This window comes from Kitasatospora sp. NPDC097643 (assembly GCF_040302625.1).
GTDB lineage: Bacteria > Actinomycetota > Actinomycetes > Streptomycetales > Streptomycetaceae > Kitasatospora.
In genome coordinates, this window is the sequence record NZ_JBEOSA010000031.1 from 15,020 (window position 1) to 30,501 (window position 15,482).

Annotated in this window: 23 protein-coding genes; 10 read left to right on the plus strand and 13 right to left on the minus strand. The window is 71.7% G+C overall.

Annotated features, from left to right (window positions below; genetic code table 11):
- Positions 1 to 17: 17 nt before the first annotated feature.
- Positions 18 to 818, minus strand: coding sequence for a leucine-rich repeat domain-containing protein (locus ABTY15_RS20650; protein WP_350594231.1), 801 nt, complete (start codon positions 816 to 818; stop codon positions 18 to 20).
- A 114-nt stretch (positions 819 to 932) separates the two neighbouring features.
- Here ABTY15_RS20650 and ABTY15_RS20655 point away from each other — a divergent pair, with 114 nt between their 5' ends.
- On the plus strand, positions 933 to 1,343 hold the full coding sequence (locus ABTY15_RS20655; protein WP_350594238.1) for a protein kinase family protein: 411 nt from the start codon (positions 933 to 935) through the stop codon (positions 1,341 to 1,343).
- Entirely contained in the window at positions 1,334 to 1,582 is a 249-nt protein-coding gene (locus ABTY15_RS20660) for a hypothetical protein (RefSeq protein ID WP_350594246.1), read from the plus strand. The genes ABTY15_RS20655 and ABTY15_RS20660 overlap by 10 nt, the downstream gene beginning before the upstream one ends.
- Positions 1,583 to 1,714: 132 nt before the next feature.
- Here ABTY15_RS20660 and ABTY15_RS20665 read toward each other — a convergent pair whose 3' ends face one another.
- From ABTY15_RS20665 to ABTY15_RS20680, 4 genes are all read right to left on the minus strand, one after another.
- Complete coding sequence (locus ABTY15_RS20665) at positions 1,715 to 2,002, minus strand: hypothetical protein (RefSeq protein ID WP_350594250.1); 288 nt, start codon at positions 2,000 to 2,002, stop codon at positions 1,715 to 1,717.
- 237 nt (positions 2,003 to 2,239) lie between these two features.
- Positions 2,240 to 2,707 carry an NUDIX domain-containing protein gene (locus ABTY15_RS20670; RefSeq protein ID WP_350594255.1) on the minus strand — a complete coding sequence of 156 codons (468 nt, stop codon included), beginning with the start codon at positions 2,705 to 2,707 and terminating at the stop codon, positions 2,240 to 2,242.
- Positions 2,708 to 2,812: 105 nt separating this feature from the next.
- Positions 2,813 to 3,052: a hypothetical protein gene (locus tag ABTY15_RS20675; RefSeq protein ID WP_350594262.1), complete on the minus strand. Its 240-nt coding sequence runs from the start codon at positions 3,050 to 3,052 to the stop codon at positions 2,813 to 2,815.
- An 8-nt stretch (positions 3,053 to 3,060) separates the two neighbouring features.
- Positions 3,061 to 3,264, minus strand: a complete 204-nt coding sequence (locus ABTY15_RS20680) for a hypothetical protein (RefSeq protein ID WP_350594268.1) — start codon at positions 3,262 to 3,264, stop codon at positions 3,061 to 3,063.
- 117 nt (positions 3,265 to 3,381) lie between these two features.
- Here ABTY15_RS20680 and ABTY15_RS20685 point away from each other — a divergent pair, with 117 nt between their 5' ends.
- From ABTY15_RS20685 to ABTY15_RS20700, 4 genes are all read left to right on the plus strand, one after another.
- Positions 3,382 to 4,218, plus strand: coding sequence for a helix-turn-helix domain-containing protein (locus ABTY15_RS20685; protein WP_350594276.1), 837 nt, complete (start codon positions 3,382 to 3,384; stop codon positions 4,216 to 4,218).
- Positions 4,208 to 4,414 (plus strand): DUF397 domain-containing protein, encoded by a 207-nt coding sequence (locus tag ABTY15_RS20690; protein ID WP_350594286.1) that lies wholly within the window; start codon positions 4,208 to 4,210, stop codon positions 4,412 to 4,414. The genes ABTY15_RS20685 and ABTY15_RS20690 overlap by 11 nt, the downstream gene beginning before the upstream one ends.
- Before the next feature lie 192 nt (positions 4,415 to 4,606).
- Entirely contained in the window at positions 4,607 to 5,251 is a 645-nt protein-coding gene (locus ABTY15_RS20695) for a LysE family translocator (RefSeq protein ID WP_350594304.1), read from the plus strand.
- 135 nt (positions 5,252 to 5,386) lie between these two features.
- Positions 5,387 to 5,578, plus strand: a complete 192-nt coding sequence (locus ABTY15_RS20700; protein ID WP_350594312.1) for a DUF397 domain-containing protein — start codon at positions 5,387 to 5,389, stop codon at positions 5,576 to 5,578.
- Positions 5,579 to 5,655: 77 nt separating this feature from the next.
- On the opposite strand, the gene pip is transcribed toward ABTY15_RS20700, so the two are convergent.
- The 4 genes from pip to ABTY15_RS20720 form a co-directional block, all read right to left on the minus strand.
- A complete protein-coding gene (gene pip, locus ABTY15_RS20705; RefSeq protein ID WP_350594321.1) occupies positions 5,656 to 6,636 on the minus strand; it encodes a prolyl aminopeptidase in 981 nt (326 codons plus the stop codon).
- A gap of 252 nt (positions 6,637 to 6,888) precedes the next feature.
- Positions 6,889 to 7,242, minus strand: a complete 354-nt coding sequence (locus tag ABTY15_RS20710; RefSeq protein WP_350594333.1) for a VOC family protein — start codon at positions 7,240 to 7,242, stop codon at positions 6,889 to 6,891.
- Between the two features lie 35 nt (positions 7,243 to 7,277).
- Entirely contained in the window at positions 7,278 to 7,610 is a 333-nt protein-coding gene (locus tag ABTY15_RS20715; protein ID WP_350594339.1) for a hypothetical protein, read from the minus strand.
- A gap of 70 nt (positions 7,611 to 7,680) precedes the next feature.
- Positions 7,681 to 8,217, minus strand: coding sequence for a SixA phosphatase family protein (locus ABTY15_RS20720; protein WP_350594347.1), 537 nt, complete (start codon positions 8,215 to 8,217; stop codon positions 7,681 to 7,683).
- A 104-nt stretch (positions 8,218 to 8,321) separates the two neighbouring features.
- On the opposite strand from ABTY15_RS20720, the gene ABTY15_RS20725 reads away from it, so the two are divergent.
- Both ABTY15_RS20725 and ABTY15_RS20730 read left to right on the plus strand, forming a co-directional pair.
- On the plus strand, positions 8,322 to 8,474 hold the full coding sequence (locus ABTY15_RS20725; protein ID WP_350594355.1) for a hypothetical protein: 153 nt from the start codon (positions 8,322 to 8,324) through the stop codon (positions 8,472 to 8,474).
- A 92-nt stretch (positions 8,475 to 8,566) separates the two neighbouring features.
- Positions 8,567 to 9,484: a TIGR03619 family F420-dependent LLM class oxidoreductase gene (locus ABTY15_RS20730; protein ID WP_350594366.1), complete on the plus strand. Its 918-nt coding sequence runs from the start codon at positions 8,567 to 8,569 to the stop codon at positions 9,482 to 9,484.
- Between the two features lie 46 nt (positions 9,485 to 9,530).
- Here the strand turns inward: ABTY15_RS20730 and ABTY15_RS20735 are convergent, their stop codons facing one another.
- Positions 9,531 to 10,364, minus strand: a complete 834-nt coding sequence (locus tag ABTY15_RS20735) for an SDR family NAD(P)-dependent oxidoreductase (RefSeq protein ID WP_350594374.1) — start codon at positions 10,362 to 10,364, stop codon at positions 9,531 to 9,533.
- A 99-nt stretch (positions 10,365 to 10,463) separates the two neighbouring features.
- On the opposite strand from ABTY15_RS20735, the gene ABTY15_RS20740 reads away from it, so the two are divergent.
- Positions 10,464 to 10,892 carry a MarR family winged helix-turn-helix transcriptional regulator gene (locus ABTY15_RS20740; RefSeq protein ID WP_350594381.1) on the plus strand — a complete coding sequence of 143 codons (429 nt, stop codon included), beginning with the start codon at positions 10,464 to 10,466 and terminating at the stop codon, positions 10,890 to 10,892.
- A 59-nt stretch (positions 10,893 to 10,951) separates the two neighbouring features.
- Here ABTY15_RS20740 and ABTY15_RS20745 read toward each other — a convergent pair whose 3' ends face one another.
- Positions 10,952 to 11,461, minus strand: a complete 510-nt coding sequence (locus tag ABTY15_RS20745; RefSeq protein WP_350594387.1) for a putative immunity protein — start codon at positions 11,459 to 11,461, stop codon at positions 10,952 to 10,954.
- A 24-nt stretch (positions 11,462 to 11,485) separates the two neighbouring features.
- Positions 11,486 to 13,144, minus strand: coding sequence for an IS200/IS605 family accessory protein TnpB-related protein (locus tag ABTY15_RS20750; protein WP_350594948.1), 1,659 nt, complete (start codon positions 13,142 to 13,144; stop codon positions 11,486 to 11,488).
- A 470-nt stretch (positions 13,145 to 13,614) separates the two neighbouring features.
- Here ABTY15_RS20750 and ABTY15_RS20755 point away from each other — a divergent pair, with 470 nt between their 5' ends.
- Positions 13,615 to 14,502 (plus strand): MBL fold metallo-hydrolase, encoded by an 888-nt coding sequence (locus tag ABTY15_RS20755; RefSeq protein ID WP_350594394.1) that lies wholly within the window; start codon positions 13,615 to 13,617, stop codon positions 14,500 to 14,502.
- An 81-nt stretch (positions 14,503 to 14,583) separates the two neighbouring features.
- Here ABTY15_RS20755 and ABTY15_RS20760 read toward each other — a convergent pair whose 3' ends face one another.
- Entirely contained in the window at positions 14,584 to 15,426 is an 843-nt protein-coding gene (locus ABTY15_RS20760) for a DUF3626 domain-containing protein (protein ID WP_350594400.1), read from the minus strand.
- Positions 15,427 to 15,482 lie beyond the last annotated feature (56 nt).

The window sequence follows — 15,482 nt, forward strand, 5'->3', positions numbered from 1 at the left end:
CGCGCCCGCGGGCACCATCACCCGCCGGCCCGCCACTCGGGCATCCGACCGGCCGGCGGCTGCTCCACACCCGGCCCGCCGCTGTGCGGGACCGGGACGTAGCCGTTGGCCGGCACCGGCAGCGCGTCGACGCACGCCGCCGAGCAGGCGTTGACCAGCAGGGGCAGGACGTCGGCCCCCGACGTCCACCGCGAGATCCACACCTGGCGCAGGTCCCCGCTCTTCTCGATCCGCCGGTCGCAGACGCTGCACGTGCGGATCGCGGTGGCGCCCCACACCCCGGGGTCGAGATCGCCGAGGCCGTGGCGGCCGTCCGCCGGGGCCGGCAGCAGCGGGAACGGCGCCCGGAACTTGTAGTTGCCGTAGAGCGCCCGGGTGCTCACCGTGCTGCGCCGCAGGTTGGCGCAGCGGGTGAGCTCGTACGGGAACCAGTGCAGGCGGTAGGAGGTGTAGGGGGTGAACTCCTCCAGGCTGCGCATGGCGCCGATCTCCGGCGGGATGCGCACCAGGTTGCTGCGGTACAGCACGAGGTGCTTCACGGCGGTGAGCTTGGCGATGGTCGGCGGCAGCGTGACGACCTGGCGCCGCTGCTCCGCCGTGAGCTCCACCAGCGGCTTGAACTCCTCCCGCCGGTCGGCCGCCGCCTCCTCGACGAGTTCGAGCAGGCGGATCCATCCGGGCGCGGTGGTGTCCTGGAGTTCGCCGTGGAACCGGGTCGGCCGCTGCGGCGCCCCGGTCCTGCCCCGCTCGATGCACCCGCACGAATCGATCGGCGACTCGCTGTTCGGCACCACCTGCGTGTTCGTCTCCTCGGTCATCCGCTCACCGTACTGTCACGGCCGTGAGTCGTTTTCCGGCATCCCCGCACCGGCGCCCGGACGCCCTGCGTACGCTCGGGTCTGACCATCCGCCAAAACGAGCAGGACACCGCGATGACCGCGTCCGGGCTGTTCGTCGGTTCCCCCGAGTACACGGCGCCCGAACGCGCCCGCGGCCGGGACGGCCTGCCTGCCTGCCTGCCTGCCTGCCTGCCTGCCAGCGACCTGTTCTCCCTGGGCGCCACCCTCTTCCAGGCGGTCGAGGGGCTGTCGCCGTTCCGGCGCGAGTCGCTCATGGGCTCGCTGACGGCCGTACTCCTCGACGAGCCATCGCAGTTGACGCGGGCCGACCGGCCGCTCGACGCCCTGATCACCGCCCTGCTGACGAGGGACCCGGACAAACGCCCGGGTGTGTCGCCGAGGCCCTGGCTCTGCTCGACGAGCCGCCGCCCGACGCCTCTCCCGCTGCCGGCCCCGCTCCCGCCCTCGCTCCCACGGTGGTCGCCACGCGCCCGATGCGGGTGACGGACCGGCCGCAGCTGAACCGGGTGGCGCGGGCCGGCCGGGACCGCAGGAGCAGGACCCTGCGCATCGTCCTGGCCGCCCTGGCGGCCGTGCTGGCCCTGGGCGGCGGAACAGCCACCACACTGGTCTTCCGGAACGAGGACAACGCCGCGAACGCCGCGGCCGACGTCGCGCACGACGGCGCCCTGCGCTGCGCTCGACACTGCGCAGCACCGCGGACTTCCTCGGCACTGGGGTGATCTCCCAGACCGGTGCCGGCACCTGGAACACCCACCGGGAGGCCGTCGCCAACGAGTGCAGGAAGCACACCTGATCAGGTGTGTCAGTAGTGGGGCGTGTTGTGGAAACGATCGAGCTCGCCGCCTGGCAGCTCACAACCCGCGAATGGCCCAGCCCAGGTCAGGGCCGTAGGAGGCCCAGCAAATGACTGAGCCGTCGGGCTCGAGCTGCCCCATGAACCAGTCTTCACCAACTCTTGCAAGGCACATGTCATAGCTGTGGAAGGCAATGATGACGTCGGGCTGGAGGACGTCATAGTCGGCGAATCCGTGCTGTTCGATGACGACGAGTCGTTCAAGCGAGAGCAGATCCGCTGTGGCGTCATCCGATGCGGAGCGGACCTGCTCGACCGTCCATCCGTCGGGAAGAAGTGCGTTCACTGCCGCATGGTCGCAACGAGCGGTGTCTCACAGCCACTCGTTAATTGCGGCGACCAGCACGGTCTGGCGGTTGCGGATCTGGTCCGCCTCCTATCACCACGCCCCACAGCCCGTGATCACCTACGACCATGATCCACTTTCGCAACAGGCCCTGGTACCCGTAGTGGTCGTCGTCGTACAGGGTGTTGCACGGATTTCGAAGCCCCGTCGCCGTGGCGGAGTTCCGAACTTCGGTGATCAGACGGTTCGCTGGCCGTGGAGGAGCAGGGGGAGGTCGCGGCCGGTGAGGGCTTCGGCGACCCGGGCGGCCTGGGCGGGGGCCATCACGGCGGGCAGTTCGTGGACGGGGACGAAGCGGGCGCCGAGCAGGCCGCTCCGGTGCTGCGGCGGGACGGTGAGGCGAGTGCCGTCGCGGACCGTGCCGCCGTCGAAGACGAGGTTGAGGCGCTCCAGGTAGCGGTCGGCGGGGGTGAAGTCCAGGGCGAGCACCTGCGAGAGGCGGAGGTTGAGGCCGGTCTCGGCGTGCAGGTGGCGGGCGGCGGCCCGGTGCGGGGGCTCGTTGGGGCGGGCGGCACCGCCGGGCAGGATCATGCCGTCGAGGTAGTCGGGGTCGACGAGCAGGACATCGCCGCGCCGGTTGCGCACGAGGACGAGACAGCCCAGCCGGGTGACGGGCGGCCTGGCGGGCGGACGGGGGTCGCGCATGGGGGTTACTTCCTACTTGCGGGAACCTACTTGCGGGAACGCCAGCGCAAGCCGGCGAGGAGGGAGAGGGCGAAGCAGAGCCACCAGAGGAGGCGGGCGGCCAGATCAGTCGTCATGGGTGAGGCGCTCGTACCGCAGCCCCTTGCGCAGCAGATCGACGATCCGCAGGACGACGCCGATCGGCGCCGAGCCGAGGCTGATGAGGAAGCACCCCGTCAACTTTTTGCATGCCCAGTCGACTTCGAGAGACGGCAGCTTCACCCCGCCGAGGGCGAGGACGGTGGTGAGGTCGTCGACGACGGAGGCCGCCTGACGCCGCTGCTCGGCGGTCGCCCGGTTCAGCATCGACCCCATCACTCCCCCAGCCGGCGAGGCGGCTCGAAGACCCGCCACGCACCGAAGGCGACGGTGAAGGAGGTGTACGACGCAAGTTGACCGGAGGAGTCGAGCTGCCACTCCCCGGTCATTTCGTTCCGCACGCGGTAGCACCGCCCCTCCGGGTCCCACCGGACGCCGTAGCCGTGCAGCTTGGCCGATGGTACATGAGCATGGGTCATGGAAAGAACCCTCCGCAGTCGAGATTTCACGTTCCGTAGGGAAAGGGTTGCGGATGAGGCCCTGGTTGCGGAAGTATTTGAAGTCGCCAGTTCAGCTTGGTTCACTTGGGAAACAGCATGAACCGTAAGGATCTTGACCCAGCGTCATCCCCTTATGCGTCACTCGGGATCCAGCTCCGTCGCTCACGCGAGGCCCAGAATCTGACGCAGAACGAGCTCGGAGAAGCCATCGCCTACACCGGCGCCTACATCTCCAGCATCGAGCGCGGCATCCGCGCACCCAGCCGCCGCTTCGTCGAGCTCGCGGACGCACACCTCGGCACCGGCGGCACCCTCGCTCTGATGCTCGACCAGCTCGAAAACAGCATCCTGATAGAGGGATTCCCGGAGTACGCCGAGAAGGAGGCCGACGCCGTCACCATCCGGCTCTTCCAGATCGGCGTGGTCTCTGGGCTTCTGCAGACCAGCGAGTACGCAACAGCCTACGAGCAGGCCTTCGTCCGGCGCGGAACCGTTACCCAGCAGCAAGCGGACGAGCGCGTGAAATTCCTGCTCGCACGACAGAATCGGCTCGCACCACCGTCTCCCCCTCACATCCACGCCGTACTGGACGAGTGGAGCCTGCGTCGGCCGATCGGCGGAGCCACCGTGATGGTCGATCAGTTGACACACCTTGAACGCCTGGCCCAACAGCCCAACATGACCATCCAGGTGGCGCCACTGGGCCTTGGCGAGAACCGGCCGTTCGCCCACCCGGTAACCCTGCTGACCATGCCCAACCGTTCGTTGCTGGGCTACAGCGAGAGCCACCAACGAGGCTTTCTGGAACGCAATCCCGAAACCCTCTCCGGCTGGTCCAGGGACTACGATCGGCTTCAGGTTGAAGCGCTGCCCCTGGCCGCGTCACTGGAGCTGATCCGCGCAGCACGGAAGGACTTCGAAAGTGCATCTTGACCTATCTCGTGCCAACTGGCGCAAGAGCACGTACAGCGGCGGCGGCGGCGAATGCATCGAGGTCGCCGATGGCTTCCCCGGCGTCATGCCCGTCCGTGACTCCAAGAACCCCAACGGCCCGGCGCTCGTCTTCCCCTCCGCCGCCTGGCAGGCCTTCGTCACCGCCGTCCGCACCGGTGAGTTCGACGCCGCCTGAACCTCATCAGGCCAAGCCCCGCCGCCCCACACCCGGGCGGCGGGGCTTCTGAACTCCTCCCCCGGGTTCAACTCCCCCAGAAGTCGGCCCCGCCGACTTCCCACTCCAGCGAGCAGCGGCATCAGCCCTGCTGATGCGCAGTGCAGCAGACCTCGTTGGACGTGATCGCAGCCGCGGCTCCAGGATGGCCGGATGACCGTTTCCTCCGCCATCGCCTCCTTCGCCGTCGTGGCAGGCATGCTCACCATCATGCCGGGGCTGGACACCGCTCTGGTGCTCCGCTCCGCCATCACCCAGGGCAGGCGCCGGGCCTTCGCGACGGCGCTCGGGATCCTGTGCGGCGTGCTCGTGTGGGGCGTGGCCGCCGCGGTCGGTGCCGCCGCGGTGCTCACGGCATCCCGTCTGCTCTACGACGCGCTGCGCCTGGCCGGCGCCGGGTACCTGGCCTGGCTGGGGATCGGCATGCTGCGCCGGACGCTCAAGGAACGCGGCCGGCCCGGGTCGGGGGAAGCGGCCAACGAAGCGGCCGCGGAGGCGACGTGGGCACGCTCCTGGGCGCGTGGGCTGGGCACCAGCCTGCTGAACCCGAAGAACGGCGTCTTCTACATGGCGATGCTGCCCCAGTTCATCCCCAGCGGCGCCCCGCATCTCCTGATGGGGGTCGTCCTGGCGACCGTGCACGACCTGGAGGGGCTGGTCTGGTTCAGCGCGCTGATATTCGGCACCCAGCTCGTCCGCCGGTGGCTGAACCGCGGCTCGGTGCGGCGGGTCATCGACGCGATCACCGGCTCGGTCCTCGTCGGCTTCGGCATCAAGCTGGCACTCGCGGACAACTGACCACCGGGACCGCCCGGCGGGGCTTCTGAACTCCTCCCCCGGGTTCAACTCCCGCCAGAAGTCGGCCTCGTCGACTTCCCACTCCGGCGCGTACCGTGGCAACCAGCCGGCACGCTCGATCTGGAGGAGACCGCAATGGACACCACCTGGCGCAAGAGCACCTACAGCTCCGACGGCGGCCAGTGCATCGAGGTTGCCGACGGCTTCCCGAACGCCGTCCCCGTCCGGGACTCCAAGGACCCCGACGGCCCCACCCTCCGCTTCCCCTCCGCCGCCTGGCAGGCCTTCGTCACCGCCGTCCGCACCGGCGAGTTCGACGCCAGCTGAACCCAGCAGGTACGCCCCGCCGCCCGCACCCGGGGGCGGCGGGGCGCTTCGTCCAACTACCAAGTACCAACTACCGCCTACCGGCGCGCGAACCGTTCGACCGCCTCGCGGACGTAGCGGATCTTGGTCTCGCTGTCGAGGTGGCCCGCGTCCTCGGCGACCTTCACCTCCGCGTCGGGCCAGGCCTTGGCCAGCTCCCACACCGCCTGCAACGGCCCGTTCATGTCCATCCGGCCGTGCACCAGCACCCCCGGGATGCCCGCCAGCCGGCCCGCGTCGCGGAGCAGCTGGCCGTCTTCCAGGAACAGGCCGTTGGAGAAGTAGTGCGCACAGCTGCGCACCAGGCCCATCTGCTCCCGCATCGGGTAGGTGGCGAACACCCCGTCCTTGCCCTGCATCTCGTTCGACAGCAGGGCGTCCTCCCAGGCGGACCAGTCGTGCACCGCCTTCTCCCGCACCGCCTGGTCCGGGTCCTCCAGGAGCCGGGCGTACGCCCCGAGGACGTCCCCGTCGTGCGGAGTACCGGCAGTACCGGCCGCCCCGGCCGCCCCGGCGAGGAAGCGGTCCCACGCCTCGGGGTAGAAGCGCCCCGCGCCCCGGTACAGCCAGTCGATGTCCTCGCGGCGCCCGCCGAACACGGCGGCCAGGATGATCTCGGACACCCGTTCCGGGTGCTGCTGCGCGTAGGCGAGGCTGAGCGCTGATCCCCACGAGTACCCGTACAGCAGCCAGCGTTCGATGCCCAGGTGTTCCCGCAGCCGTTCCATGTCGGCGATCAGGTGCCAGGTGGTGTTGTGCTTCATGTCGGTGTCGGGGTCGCCGGCGTGCGGGGTGCTGCGGCCGCAGCCGCGCTGGTCGAACAGGACCAGCTGGTAGCCGTTCTTGTCGAAGCGCCGGAACCCGCCGCGGTGGAAGCCCCCGCCGGGGCCGCCGTGCACCACGACGGCGGGCTTGCCGCCGGGGGTGCCGCGGACCTGCCAGTACACCTGGTTGCCGTCGCCGACGTCGAGCATGCCCTCGTCGTAGGGCTGGGGCGGTAACTCCGGATTGGTCGTCACGTGTTCCTCCTTGGCGAAAGGGTGTTGTCACGTCGGGGCCGCCAGGGTGGCACGGTGAAACCCGTTCGACCCCGGCGGCCTCCGCAACGAGACCCTACGGGAGTGATCGAGGAGTACGGGGCCTGATGGGGTGCCAGGCCTGGGACAACGGTCCTCGTGGGCCCGCGCGTTCGCCTTCGACGAGCCCGGGCTACCGGGCGGGCGTGAGCGGCGTGGGAAGTCGACGGGGCCGACTTCCCACGCTTCTCGCGATCAGGCGGGCTGCCAGAGCTCGATCCGGTTGCCCTCCGGGTCGGTGACCCAGCCGAAGCGGCCGACGCCTTCCATGTCCTGGGTCTCCTCGGCCACGTCCGCGCCCTCGGCACGCAGTTGGGCGAGCATCGCGTCCAGGTCGCGGACGCGGAAGTTGAGCATGGTCTGCTGGGTGCGGGAGCCGAAGTAGTCGGTGCCGGAGTCGAAGGCCGCGAACACCGTCGGCCCGGCGCCCGGGTGCCACAGACCGTTCTCGTCGGCGTCCAGACCCAGGCAGTCGCGGTACCAGGCGGTCAGGGCCGCCGGGTCGGCGGCGCGCAGGAAGTAGCCGCCGATGCCAAGCACACGTTCCATGCCGTCATCCTGCCAGGACGGCGACCGGCCGGGCCCTACGACGCGGGGTTCGGCCCGGAGTCGGGCGCGGGGTCGGGCCCGGAGTCGGGCGCGGGGTCGGGCCCGGGGTCGGGCGCGGGGTCGGGCACGAAGCGGCTCAGCCGGTGGGTGGTCGGCTGGGTCAGGCGCCCGCAGAACATCTCCAGCCGCATCGCCGACCAGTCGATCTGCGGGTCCGAGGCCCGGAGGCGGCGGATGTGCGCGTGCCACTGCGCCTCGTCCTGGGTCTCGAAGAGCACCTCCCAGTGACCGGCCTCGGGCGCGAAGCGGGCGGCGTTGCGCTCGATCCGCTCCCGCTGGCGCCGTCTTCGCTTCCCCTGTCCCGGCATCCGGCCAGCATCCCGGGGCGCCGCCGCCGCGGCAAGGGCGTTATGCGTCGGACCGTTGTGCGTCGGACCGTTATGCGTCGGACCGGTCGCCCTCGCGCGGCGTCCAGTAGGCGACGAGCCGGGCGACGCCCTCGTCGAGGGAGGTCCAGGGGCCGGTGAAGGTGAGGACGGCGACGGCGCAGGTGGGGAAGCCGCTGGCGTTCAGCCACGGCAGCAGGCCGGGCTCGCAGGCGCCGGCCAGGTAGTCCGCCAGGCCGTGCATCCCGGGGTTGTGGCCGACCACGACCGCCTCCGCCGCCCCGTCCGGCGTCTCCCGCAGCACGGTGATCAGCTCGTCGAGGTCGGCGTCGTAGAGGCGGTCGTCGTACACCGCCTCGGGTGGCGCGGGGAGTTCGGCCGCCGCCAGCTCCCAGGTCTCCCGGGTGCGGGCCGCGGTGGAGACCAGGGCGAGGTCGGGTGCGATGCCGCGGCCGGCGAGCCAGCGGCCGGCCTGCGGGGCGTTGGACCGGCCGCGCTCGGCGAGGTGGCGCCCGTGGTCCTCGGGGCGGTGCGGTTCGGCCTTGGCGTGGCGCAGCACGACGATCGTGCGGGTCGGCCCGGTGCTCATCCGGTCTCCTCCGTCTCGGTCCTTCGCGTTGTTCGCGTCGTTCGTGTCGTTCGTGTCGTTCGTGTCGTTCGTGTCGAGCCTAACGGGCTTGACCTCACGTCAACGTGGCGCAGACGCCCGTCGACGCCGAGGGCCGGGCGGTGGCGGGTCCGCACGGTGCCGCGCTGTACGTGCTCGCCCGGCAGGCGGGCGGCCGGCGGATCGTGGCGGGCCAGAACAACGCGGTCACGGCCCCGGGCCCGGCCGGGTCGGCCTGACGGGGTGTCGGGCGGTGAGGAATGAACGGGGGCGCCACGGGAGTTGGGGTGGGGTGACAGGCCGCCCGGCCGCCTCGGAAAGGGTTCACCGCATGCCCTCGCTTCGCCTTGGTGTCTCCCTCCAGCCGCGCTGGCCCCTGGATGACGGGACGGCCGTGCTGCGGGCCGCGCGGCGGGCCGAGGAGCTGGGCTTCGACCACGTCGCGGTCGGCAACCGGCTGCTGGACAGCGGGTTCGGCCTGGACACCGACCCGCTGGTGCTGCTGTCGGCCGTCGCGGCGGTGACGACCCGTCTGCGGTTGCTGACGTCGGTGCTGGTCGCGCCGTACTATCCGGCGCCGGTGCTGGCCAACCAGGCGGCCACGCTGGACGTGGTGTCGGGCGGGCGGCTGATCCTGGGGGTGGGCACCGGCTGGAACCCGGCCGAGTTCGAGGCGGTCGGCGTGCCCGTGCGCGAGCGCGGCGCCCGTACCGACGACCACCTCGCGGCCTCCCGGGCGCTGTGGGCGCAGCGGCCGGCGGACTTCGACGGGCCGTTCACGCGGCTGCGCGGCGCCCGTCTGGGCGTGCCGCCGGTCACCCCCGGTGGGCCGCCGGTGTGGGTCGGCGGGCACAGTGACGCGGCGCTGCGCCGGGTGCTGCGGCTGGGCGACGGGTGGTACGGCACGGGTGTGGACGCCGACCAGGTGCGGGACGTGCGGCGCCGGCTGCGCGAGCTGGCCGCCGACGGCGCGGCGAGCACGGGGGACGCCGGGGCCGCCGGGGCCGCCGAGCGGCTGACGCTGGCCGCGGCGGCGTTCCTCACCCCGCCGGGCGTCCCGGCGGTGACCGAGCCGCCGGGGCGGCCGCTCGGCGGCGCCGCGCCCAGTGCGGCGAGCGTCGCCGACGAGCTGGGGCGGCTCGGCGAGGCGGGGCTCGCCGCCTGCACCCTGTGGCTGCCGGTGGCCGCCGGGCACGTCGAGGAGGCGATGGAGTGGATCGCGGCGGAGGTCGCGCCGCAGCTCACCTGAACCAGTGCCGCCGGACCGGTCGCCGGACTCGCCGCCGGACTCGTCCTCAGGCGAGCCAGGCGCCGGTCAGCGCCTGGACGGCCGCGCCGTCGAGGTCGTTGAGCTTGGGGGCGACGAAGGCCTGCGCGGTCGGCGAGGTGAGCAGGCGGAAGGCGGGGCGTTCGGCGTCCAGGTGCTCGACCATGCGCTCCGCGACGTCCTGCGGGGTCTGGGCGGCGGCGAAGGCGCCGCGGGTGCGAGCCAGGTAGGCGGTCAGGGCGGGCGCGTACGGTCCGGCCTGCGCCACGACCTTCTCGATCTCGCCGACGTTGCTGACGAACTCGCTGGCCACGGCGCCCGGTTCGACGACGCTGACGTTGACGCCGACGGTGGCCGCGACCGGTGCCAGGGACTCCATGTAGCCCTCGACGGCGAACTTGGCGGCGCAGTAGGCCTCGTTGAAGGGCTGGCCGACGACCCCGCCGACGCTGGTCACGGTCACCACGCGGCCGCCGCTGGCGCGCAGCAGCGGCAGGGCGGCCTTGGTCACGTGCAGCACGCCGAAGAAGTTGACCTCCATGACGGCCCGGACGTCCTCGACGCTCTCCTGTTCCAGCGTGCCGACGTGGCCGGCGCCGGCGTTGTTGACGAGCGCGTCGAGGCGGTCGAGGCCGGCCAGGCAGGCCTGGACGGAGGCCGGGTCGGTGACGTCCAGGGTCCGGATGTCGACGGTGACCCCGGCCTCTTCGGCGGCGGCCCGCAGGGCGCCGGCCTTGGCGGTGTCGCGCATGGTGGCGATCACGTGCCAGCCGCCGCGCGCGGCGGCGACGGCGGTGGCCAGGCCGATGCCGGAGGAGGTGCCGGTGATCAGGACGGTCTTGTTGGCGGTCTCGGTGTTCATGCTCGGTCCTCGCTACTTACTTATGGTTCATAACCACTATGTTCCATAACTATGTGCGGACATACTTCACCTTGTCAAGCACTTCGGTAGGCTGAACCCATGTCGAATCCGTCGGATGAGCTGACCAGGGAGATCGTCGGTCTCTTCGCGGCCGTCAACCGCCGCTACAGTCGCGAGTCCGAGGCCGCGGCGGCCGCCCACGAGCTGACCCCGCTCCAGGCCAAGGCGCTGCTGGCCGCCGCCGAGGAGCCCGTCCCCACCCGCCGGATCGCCGAGCGGCTGCACGCCGAGCCGTCCAACGTGACGGTGATCGTCGACCGGCTGGAGTCCCGCGGCCTGGTCGAACGCGGCCCCGACCCCACCGACCGCCGCGTCAAGCGCGTCGCCGCCACCGAGGCCGGCCGCACCGTCGCCACCGACCTGCGCACCCGCATGCCATTCGCCGCCGCCCCCCTGGCCCGCCTCGACACACCACAACGCGAGGCGCTGCGCGACCTGCTGCGGCTGCTGCTCGACGAGGAGGAGTAGCGGGGTGTGGAGCGGGAAGTCGGCCGGGCCGACTTCCCACTCCACACCGCCCGCCCCCGTCAGCCGCGCAGGGCCGCGTCCAAGCGGGTGCGGAGGGCGGCCACGCGGTTGTGGCCGGGGGTGCAGGCGGGCAGGCGCCGCACCAGGTCGCGTACCTGGGCCGGGGCGTGCGCGATCGCCCGGGCCAGCTCCTCCTCGCCGACGCCGGCGGCGAGTTCGCGGGCGTGCGCCGCGTGGACGGCCGGCTCCAGGACGTGCTTGACCTGGTGCGGGGTGGCCAGCGGGTGGATGTACGGGGCGGCGGCCGCGTAGCCGGCGGCGCGGGCGGCCGCCGCGGCGGCCGGGTCCTCGGCCTCGCTCGCGGCCTTCAGCGCCGCCCAGGCGACGGTGCGCAGGTGCCGGGTCCGCTTGCCGTCGCGGGCGAAGGCCCGTACCCCCTCCAGGGCCTCGCGCGGCCGGGTGTCGTGCGGGGCCTGCGCCTCGTACAGCGCCAGCGCCCGCTCGGCGCAGTCGGCGGCCCAGAGCCCGAGCAGCCGGCGGTCCTCATCGCTGATCATCACGTCGCCCATCCGCCCATCCTCACCCAACCGTTCCTAAACAGTGTCCAGGAGTGAACATTGAGTCCACGTCCTGTTGCTGCGCGCATCCCGAACGGTTTTGGGTGCGCTGGTCGCCCGCGTTCTCGTTGTCCCCGCCCGGCTGCGCGCATCCTGTGCACGGTCCGTGGCGGGGTGGCGGGTTTCCTCACGCCCCCGGTCACCTGGTCCGGCCTGGGCGGTCCGATGCCCACGACGATCGCTCCGGTCGTCGTGGGGCGGTGCCTCCCCCAGCCTCCGGCCGGGGGGACCCCCATGTCGCCGGATCGGGTGTCCAAGGGCGCGTCGCCCGATCGCGATGCTCGCGGCATCGTGCCGGGTGGTGGTGCGTGTGGGCGTCGCGAGCGGCTTCCGCCAGTGCTGCGCGCCCCATTGGGAGGTGTAGGCGGGGTCCACTGCGACGATGACCATGTCCAGCCCGGCGGCCATGGAAACAAGCCGGGCACGGAGCTTGCCGGTGGGGATGCCGGAGACGAGCTGACGGAACCGCTTCCTGCGGCCGTGCTTCTCGCGGGTCTTCTCGTCGGCGAAGTCCAGGTTCTCGATGCCGATCGCGGTCACGCCGCAGCGCTTGGCCCAGTGCAGCAACCGGCTGATGGCGTGGCGGATCTGGGCGTCGCGGTGCTGTGCGGTGCCCGACAGGTCGTAGTGGAAGCGGCGCGGGTCGCCGACCGGGTTGCCGTGGACGTCGAGGTGCCAGGCCGCGAAGTGGTCCGCGTTCGTATCCACGCCGACCATCCCGGCCACGCGGGCCGCCTCCAGCGGCATCGTCCGCACCACCGGCCGGGTCCACGCGGCGTCCAGGTACCAGCGCCCCCGGTCCACGTCCAGGTGGATGCGGTAGGCCACCGCCCGGTTGCCTGCGATCCGGTCGGCCCACTCGGTGCCCCGGTGCGCGAACACCACCCTCGCGGCCAGGACGTACCGGCCATTCCCGGCGTTCGCCAGATCAGCGAGCAGGGCGGGCAGCCTGATCGACACCTCGCCGTCCGGCGTGACGCGGATCGTCTCGTTCCCGAACCGCTTCCCCGACTCCCCGTCCGCGGACAGGAACCAGCGCGACGCCTCCCACCGCGCCCGCCAGCCGGCCTCGGTCAGGTTCGCTGCCGCCAGGTGGTGCCGGGTGTTCAGCAGCCTCCTGCCGCCACGCACCACATGCACGACACCGGCCGCACGATCCGCCGCCACCACCGCGCGGCGCTCCTCAAGCGCCGCCAGGCGGCGGGACTTGGCGAACCACTCCCGCTTGGAGCGGTAGCCACCGGGTGCGCGTTTGGTGCCCTTCTCCCCGAGCGGCAGTGACAGCCGGTGGGCGATCGTCCGGATCCCGGCGTCCAACGAGTCCAGGTGCGCGGCCTGCCCACGCCGGGCCAGCGCCCACTGGTCAGGCGTCGCCTTCGTGATCGACCCCGCCCAGCGGGACGACGACCCACCGGTCAAACCCCGCTTCCGAGCCGCCCACGTGGTCGCCGAATGCCCCGAGCCGTCCGCACACCGGGCCGCCAGGTCCCGGGACGCCAGCGAACCCAGATGCTCACCGACCAGCCGCAGAACCCTCTCGTCCTCGGGAGTGAGGCCCTTGAGCCGGTCCCGTACCGACACACCAGACGGACCGAGCGCGACGAACGGCACATCAATCGAACGCAGACCAGCCAAAACCCCAACACCCCCCAACCGCAGGAAAGTTGACCCCAACCTGTCGCGCAACAGCAGGGTCTCGGCCCATTCCAGCCAGACGGACACGACCCCTGCACACGCAGTCACCGCAGCATGACACCCACCACTGACAAACACACTCACAGCACCTCACGGGCACTCGTGAACACTCGACGGCCAGCAGTTACCAACCCCCGGCCCCACACCGGGGGTCCGCCATACGCGCGCAGCAGGCGGCCGGTTCTCACCGCAGTCGACGGTCAGGCTGCTGGCCGAGGTTCTCGTCGATCGCCGCACCGCGCCGATAACGGGAAGGCAGTGCCACGAGTCGTATACGTGCCACCCGTGCACCGGAGTGGAACTGACGGGCCGAGGTGATCGTCTCCTGCTGTATGAGTGACACGAGTGACAACACGTTAGGACGACGCGGACTCCTTCGGACGGCGGTCGCGGGGGCCGCCTTCCTACCGGTGGTCGGCGCCGCGTCCACGGCCGCGGCCACGACGGGCGAGCCGCACCGGAGCGGCGGCGGCGGCGAAACGGTGTTCCGCTGGCTCGGGAACAGTGGCTGGCGGATCGAGGGCAACAAGAAGACGGTGCTGTTCGACCCGTACCTCACGCGGTACCCGACCCGCGGATTCGACGCGAAGACCCCGCTCACCGTCAACACCGACCTGGTCGACCAGCACATCGGCACGCCGGACCTCATCCTGGTCAGCCACAGCCACTGGGACCACTTCAACGACGTCCCCCACATCGCCAAGACCAGGAACATCCCCGTCGTCGGCACGGCGACCACCTGCTACCTGCTCCAGGCGATGGGCGTGGAGCCCGCGCAGCTGATCACCGTCAAGGGCGGCGAGGTCCTCGACTTCGACGGGTGCACCGTCGAGGTGGTGGCGAGTCTGCACAGCCGCAACGCCAAGCACGCCTACTGGGCGCCCGGCACGCTGACGGGCCCGCCGGCCAAGGCTCCGGAGACGATCGGCGAACTCCCGGAGGGCGACACGCTGGCCTTCCAGATCCGCCTCGGCGACGGACCGTCGACCCTCCTGACGGGCGCCAGCGACTTCGTGGAGCGCAACCTCACCGGGCTGAGGCCCGACATCGCGATGATCTCCGTCGAGAGCACCGCCCACGCCACGTACCGCTACGTGCCACGGCTGCTCAAGGCCCTCGACTTCCCGCGCACCGTCGTCCCCGTGCACTGGGACGACTTCGAGACGCCACTGACCGATCCGGCCGTCCTGGGGAACAAGATGGACCTGGACGGACTCGTCGCACAGGTCCGCGAACTCTCCCCGCGCACCAACCTGATCCGCCCGGAACACCTGACCCCCCTGCGGCTGCGCGCATAGCCGTCAGCTCGCGCCGGACAGGGACCACGCGCCCCCGGTGGAAGCGTTCACCGGGGGCGCGTCACCGCAACAGCAGTCGCGTCAGCCGAGGGCGCCGAAGCGGGCCAGGTAGTGCCACACCTTCTTGACCTCCTGCGGGTCGTGGTCGCCCGCCCGCACCGCCTCCCCGACGATGCGCGGGTCGAGGACGCCGTCGACGGCGATCCGCTCCCCCAGCTCGACGTAGCGGCGGCCGCGGTAGTCGGGGTGGCGGCGCAGTTCGTCGACGCCGAGACGGAAGCCCGGGTGCCACTCGACGGCGCAGCCCAGGCGCCGGGCCGACGCCTCGACCTCGGTGCCCCGGTAGCAGGGGTCCAGGACCAGCGCCTCCACGTGGGCGTCGAAGTGCACGGGGCCGTGCACCTGGGCCTCGATGTAGTCGTCGAGGGCGTCCTGCCGGTCGGCGAGGGCGAGTTCGACCAGGCGCCCCAGGCGTGCGGCGACCCCGAAGTCCTCGGGTTCGAGGTAACTGTCCGGATAGCAGAAGGTGGTGCGCTCCAACGCGTCGGCCGCCAGCCGGAAGTGGGCGGAGCCGAAGCGGGGCGCGGCGCCGACGGATTTGTGACGGAAGTTCAGGGCGCCGTAGACGGGGCGCTGGTGGGCGGGCGCCGTGTCGTAGGCCTGGTTGAAGATCCGGCTCTCCCAGCGCCAGCGGTCGCCGCCGGGGTGGGCGGTCAGCCCGCCGTTTCCGGTGCCGGTGACGAACTGCGAGCGGTACACGCCGTCGGCGGCGAGGGCGTCCAGGATCGGCGTGCCGCGCACGAGCCGGTCGGGGTGGAAGTTGAGGGTGACCCGCAGCGCCGGGTCCACCGGCGCACCCGACGCCAGGCCGGCGACGTGGCGCAGGGCCCGCTCCTGCGGGGTCGGAAAGGTGTCGCTGGTCATCCGCACAGTGTTCACCAGTGCACCCGGGCGCCGCACCCGAAAAATCTTCCGCGCCC

Excerpts from the sequence above, each read along its gene's own strand:
- ABTY15_RS20650 (WP_350594231.1), bottom strand. The coding sequence starts at position 818 with ATGACCGAGGAGACGAACACGCAGGTGGTGCCGAACAGCGAGTCGCCG.
- ABTY15_RS20655 (WP_350594238.1), top strand. The coding sequence starts at position 933 with ATGACCGCGTCCGGGCTGTTCGTCGGTTCCCCCGAGTACACGGCGCCC.
- ABTY15_RS20660 (WP_350594246.1), top strand. The coding sequence starts at position 1,334 with ATGCGGGTGACGGACCGGCCGCAGCTGAACCGGGTGGCGCGGGCCGGC.
- ABTY15_RS20670 (WP_350594255.1), bottom strand. The coding sequence starts at position 2,707 with ATGCGCGACCCCCGTCCGCCCGCCAGGCCGCCCGTCACCCGGCTGGGC.
- ABTY15_RS20675 (WP_350594262.1), bottom strand. The coding sequence starts at position 3,052 with ATGCTGAACCGGGCGACCGCCGAGCAGCGGCGTCAGGCGGCCTCCGTC.
- ABTY15_RS20680 (WP_350594268.1), bottom strand. The coding sequence starts at position 3,264 with ATGACCCATGCTCATGTACCATCGGCCAAGCTGCACGGCTACGGCGTC.
- ABTY15_RS20685 (WP_350594276.1), top strand. The coding sequence starts at position 3,382 with ATGAACCGTAAGGATCTTGACCCAGCGTCATCCCCTTATGCGTCACTC.
- ABTY15_RS20695 (WP_350594304.1), top strand. The coding sequence starts at position 4,607 with ATGACCGTTTCCTCCGCCATCGCCTCCTTCGCCGTCGTGGCAGGCATG.
- ABTY15_RS20700 (WP_350594312.1), top strand. The coding sequence starts at position 5,387 with ATGGACACCACCTGGCGCAAGAGCACCTACAGCTCCGACGGCGGCCAG.
- ABTY15_RS20710 (WP_350594333.1), bottom strand. The coding sequence starts at position 7,242 with ATGGAACGTGTGCTTGGCATCGGCGGCTACTTCCTGCGCGCCGCCGAC.
- ABTY15_RS20715 (WP_350594339.1), bottom strand. The coding sequence starts at position 7,610 with ATGCCGGGACAGGGGAAGCGAAGACGGCGCCAGCGGGAGCGGATCGAG.
- ABTY15_RS20720 (WP_350594347.1), bottom strand. The coding sequence starts at position 8,217 with ATGAGCACCGGGCCGACCCGCACGATCGTCGTGCTGCGCCACGCCAAG.
- ABTY15_RS20730 (WP_350594366.1), top strand. The coding sequence starts at position 8,567 with ATGCCCTCGCTTCGCCTTGGTGTCTCCCTCCAGCCGCGCTGGCCCCTG.
- ABTY15_RS20735 (WP_350594374.1), bottom strand. The coding sequence starts at position 10,364 with ATGAACACCGAGACCGCCAACAAGACCGTCCTGATCACCGGCACCTCC.
- ABTY15_RS20740 (WP_350594381.1), top strand. The coding sequence starts at position 10,464 with ATGTCGAATCCGTCGGATGAGCTGACCAGGGAGATCGTCGGTCTCTTC.
- ABTY15_RS20745 (WP_350594387.1), bottom strand. The coding sequence starts at position 11,461 with ATGGGCGACGTGATGATCAGCGATGAGGACCGCCGGCTGCTCGGGCTC.
- ABTY15_RS20760 (WP_350594400.1), bottom strand. The coding sequence starts at position 15,426 with ATGACCAGCGACACCTTTCCGACCCCGCAGGAGCGGGCCCTGCGCCAC.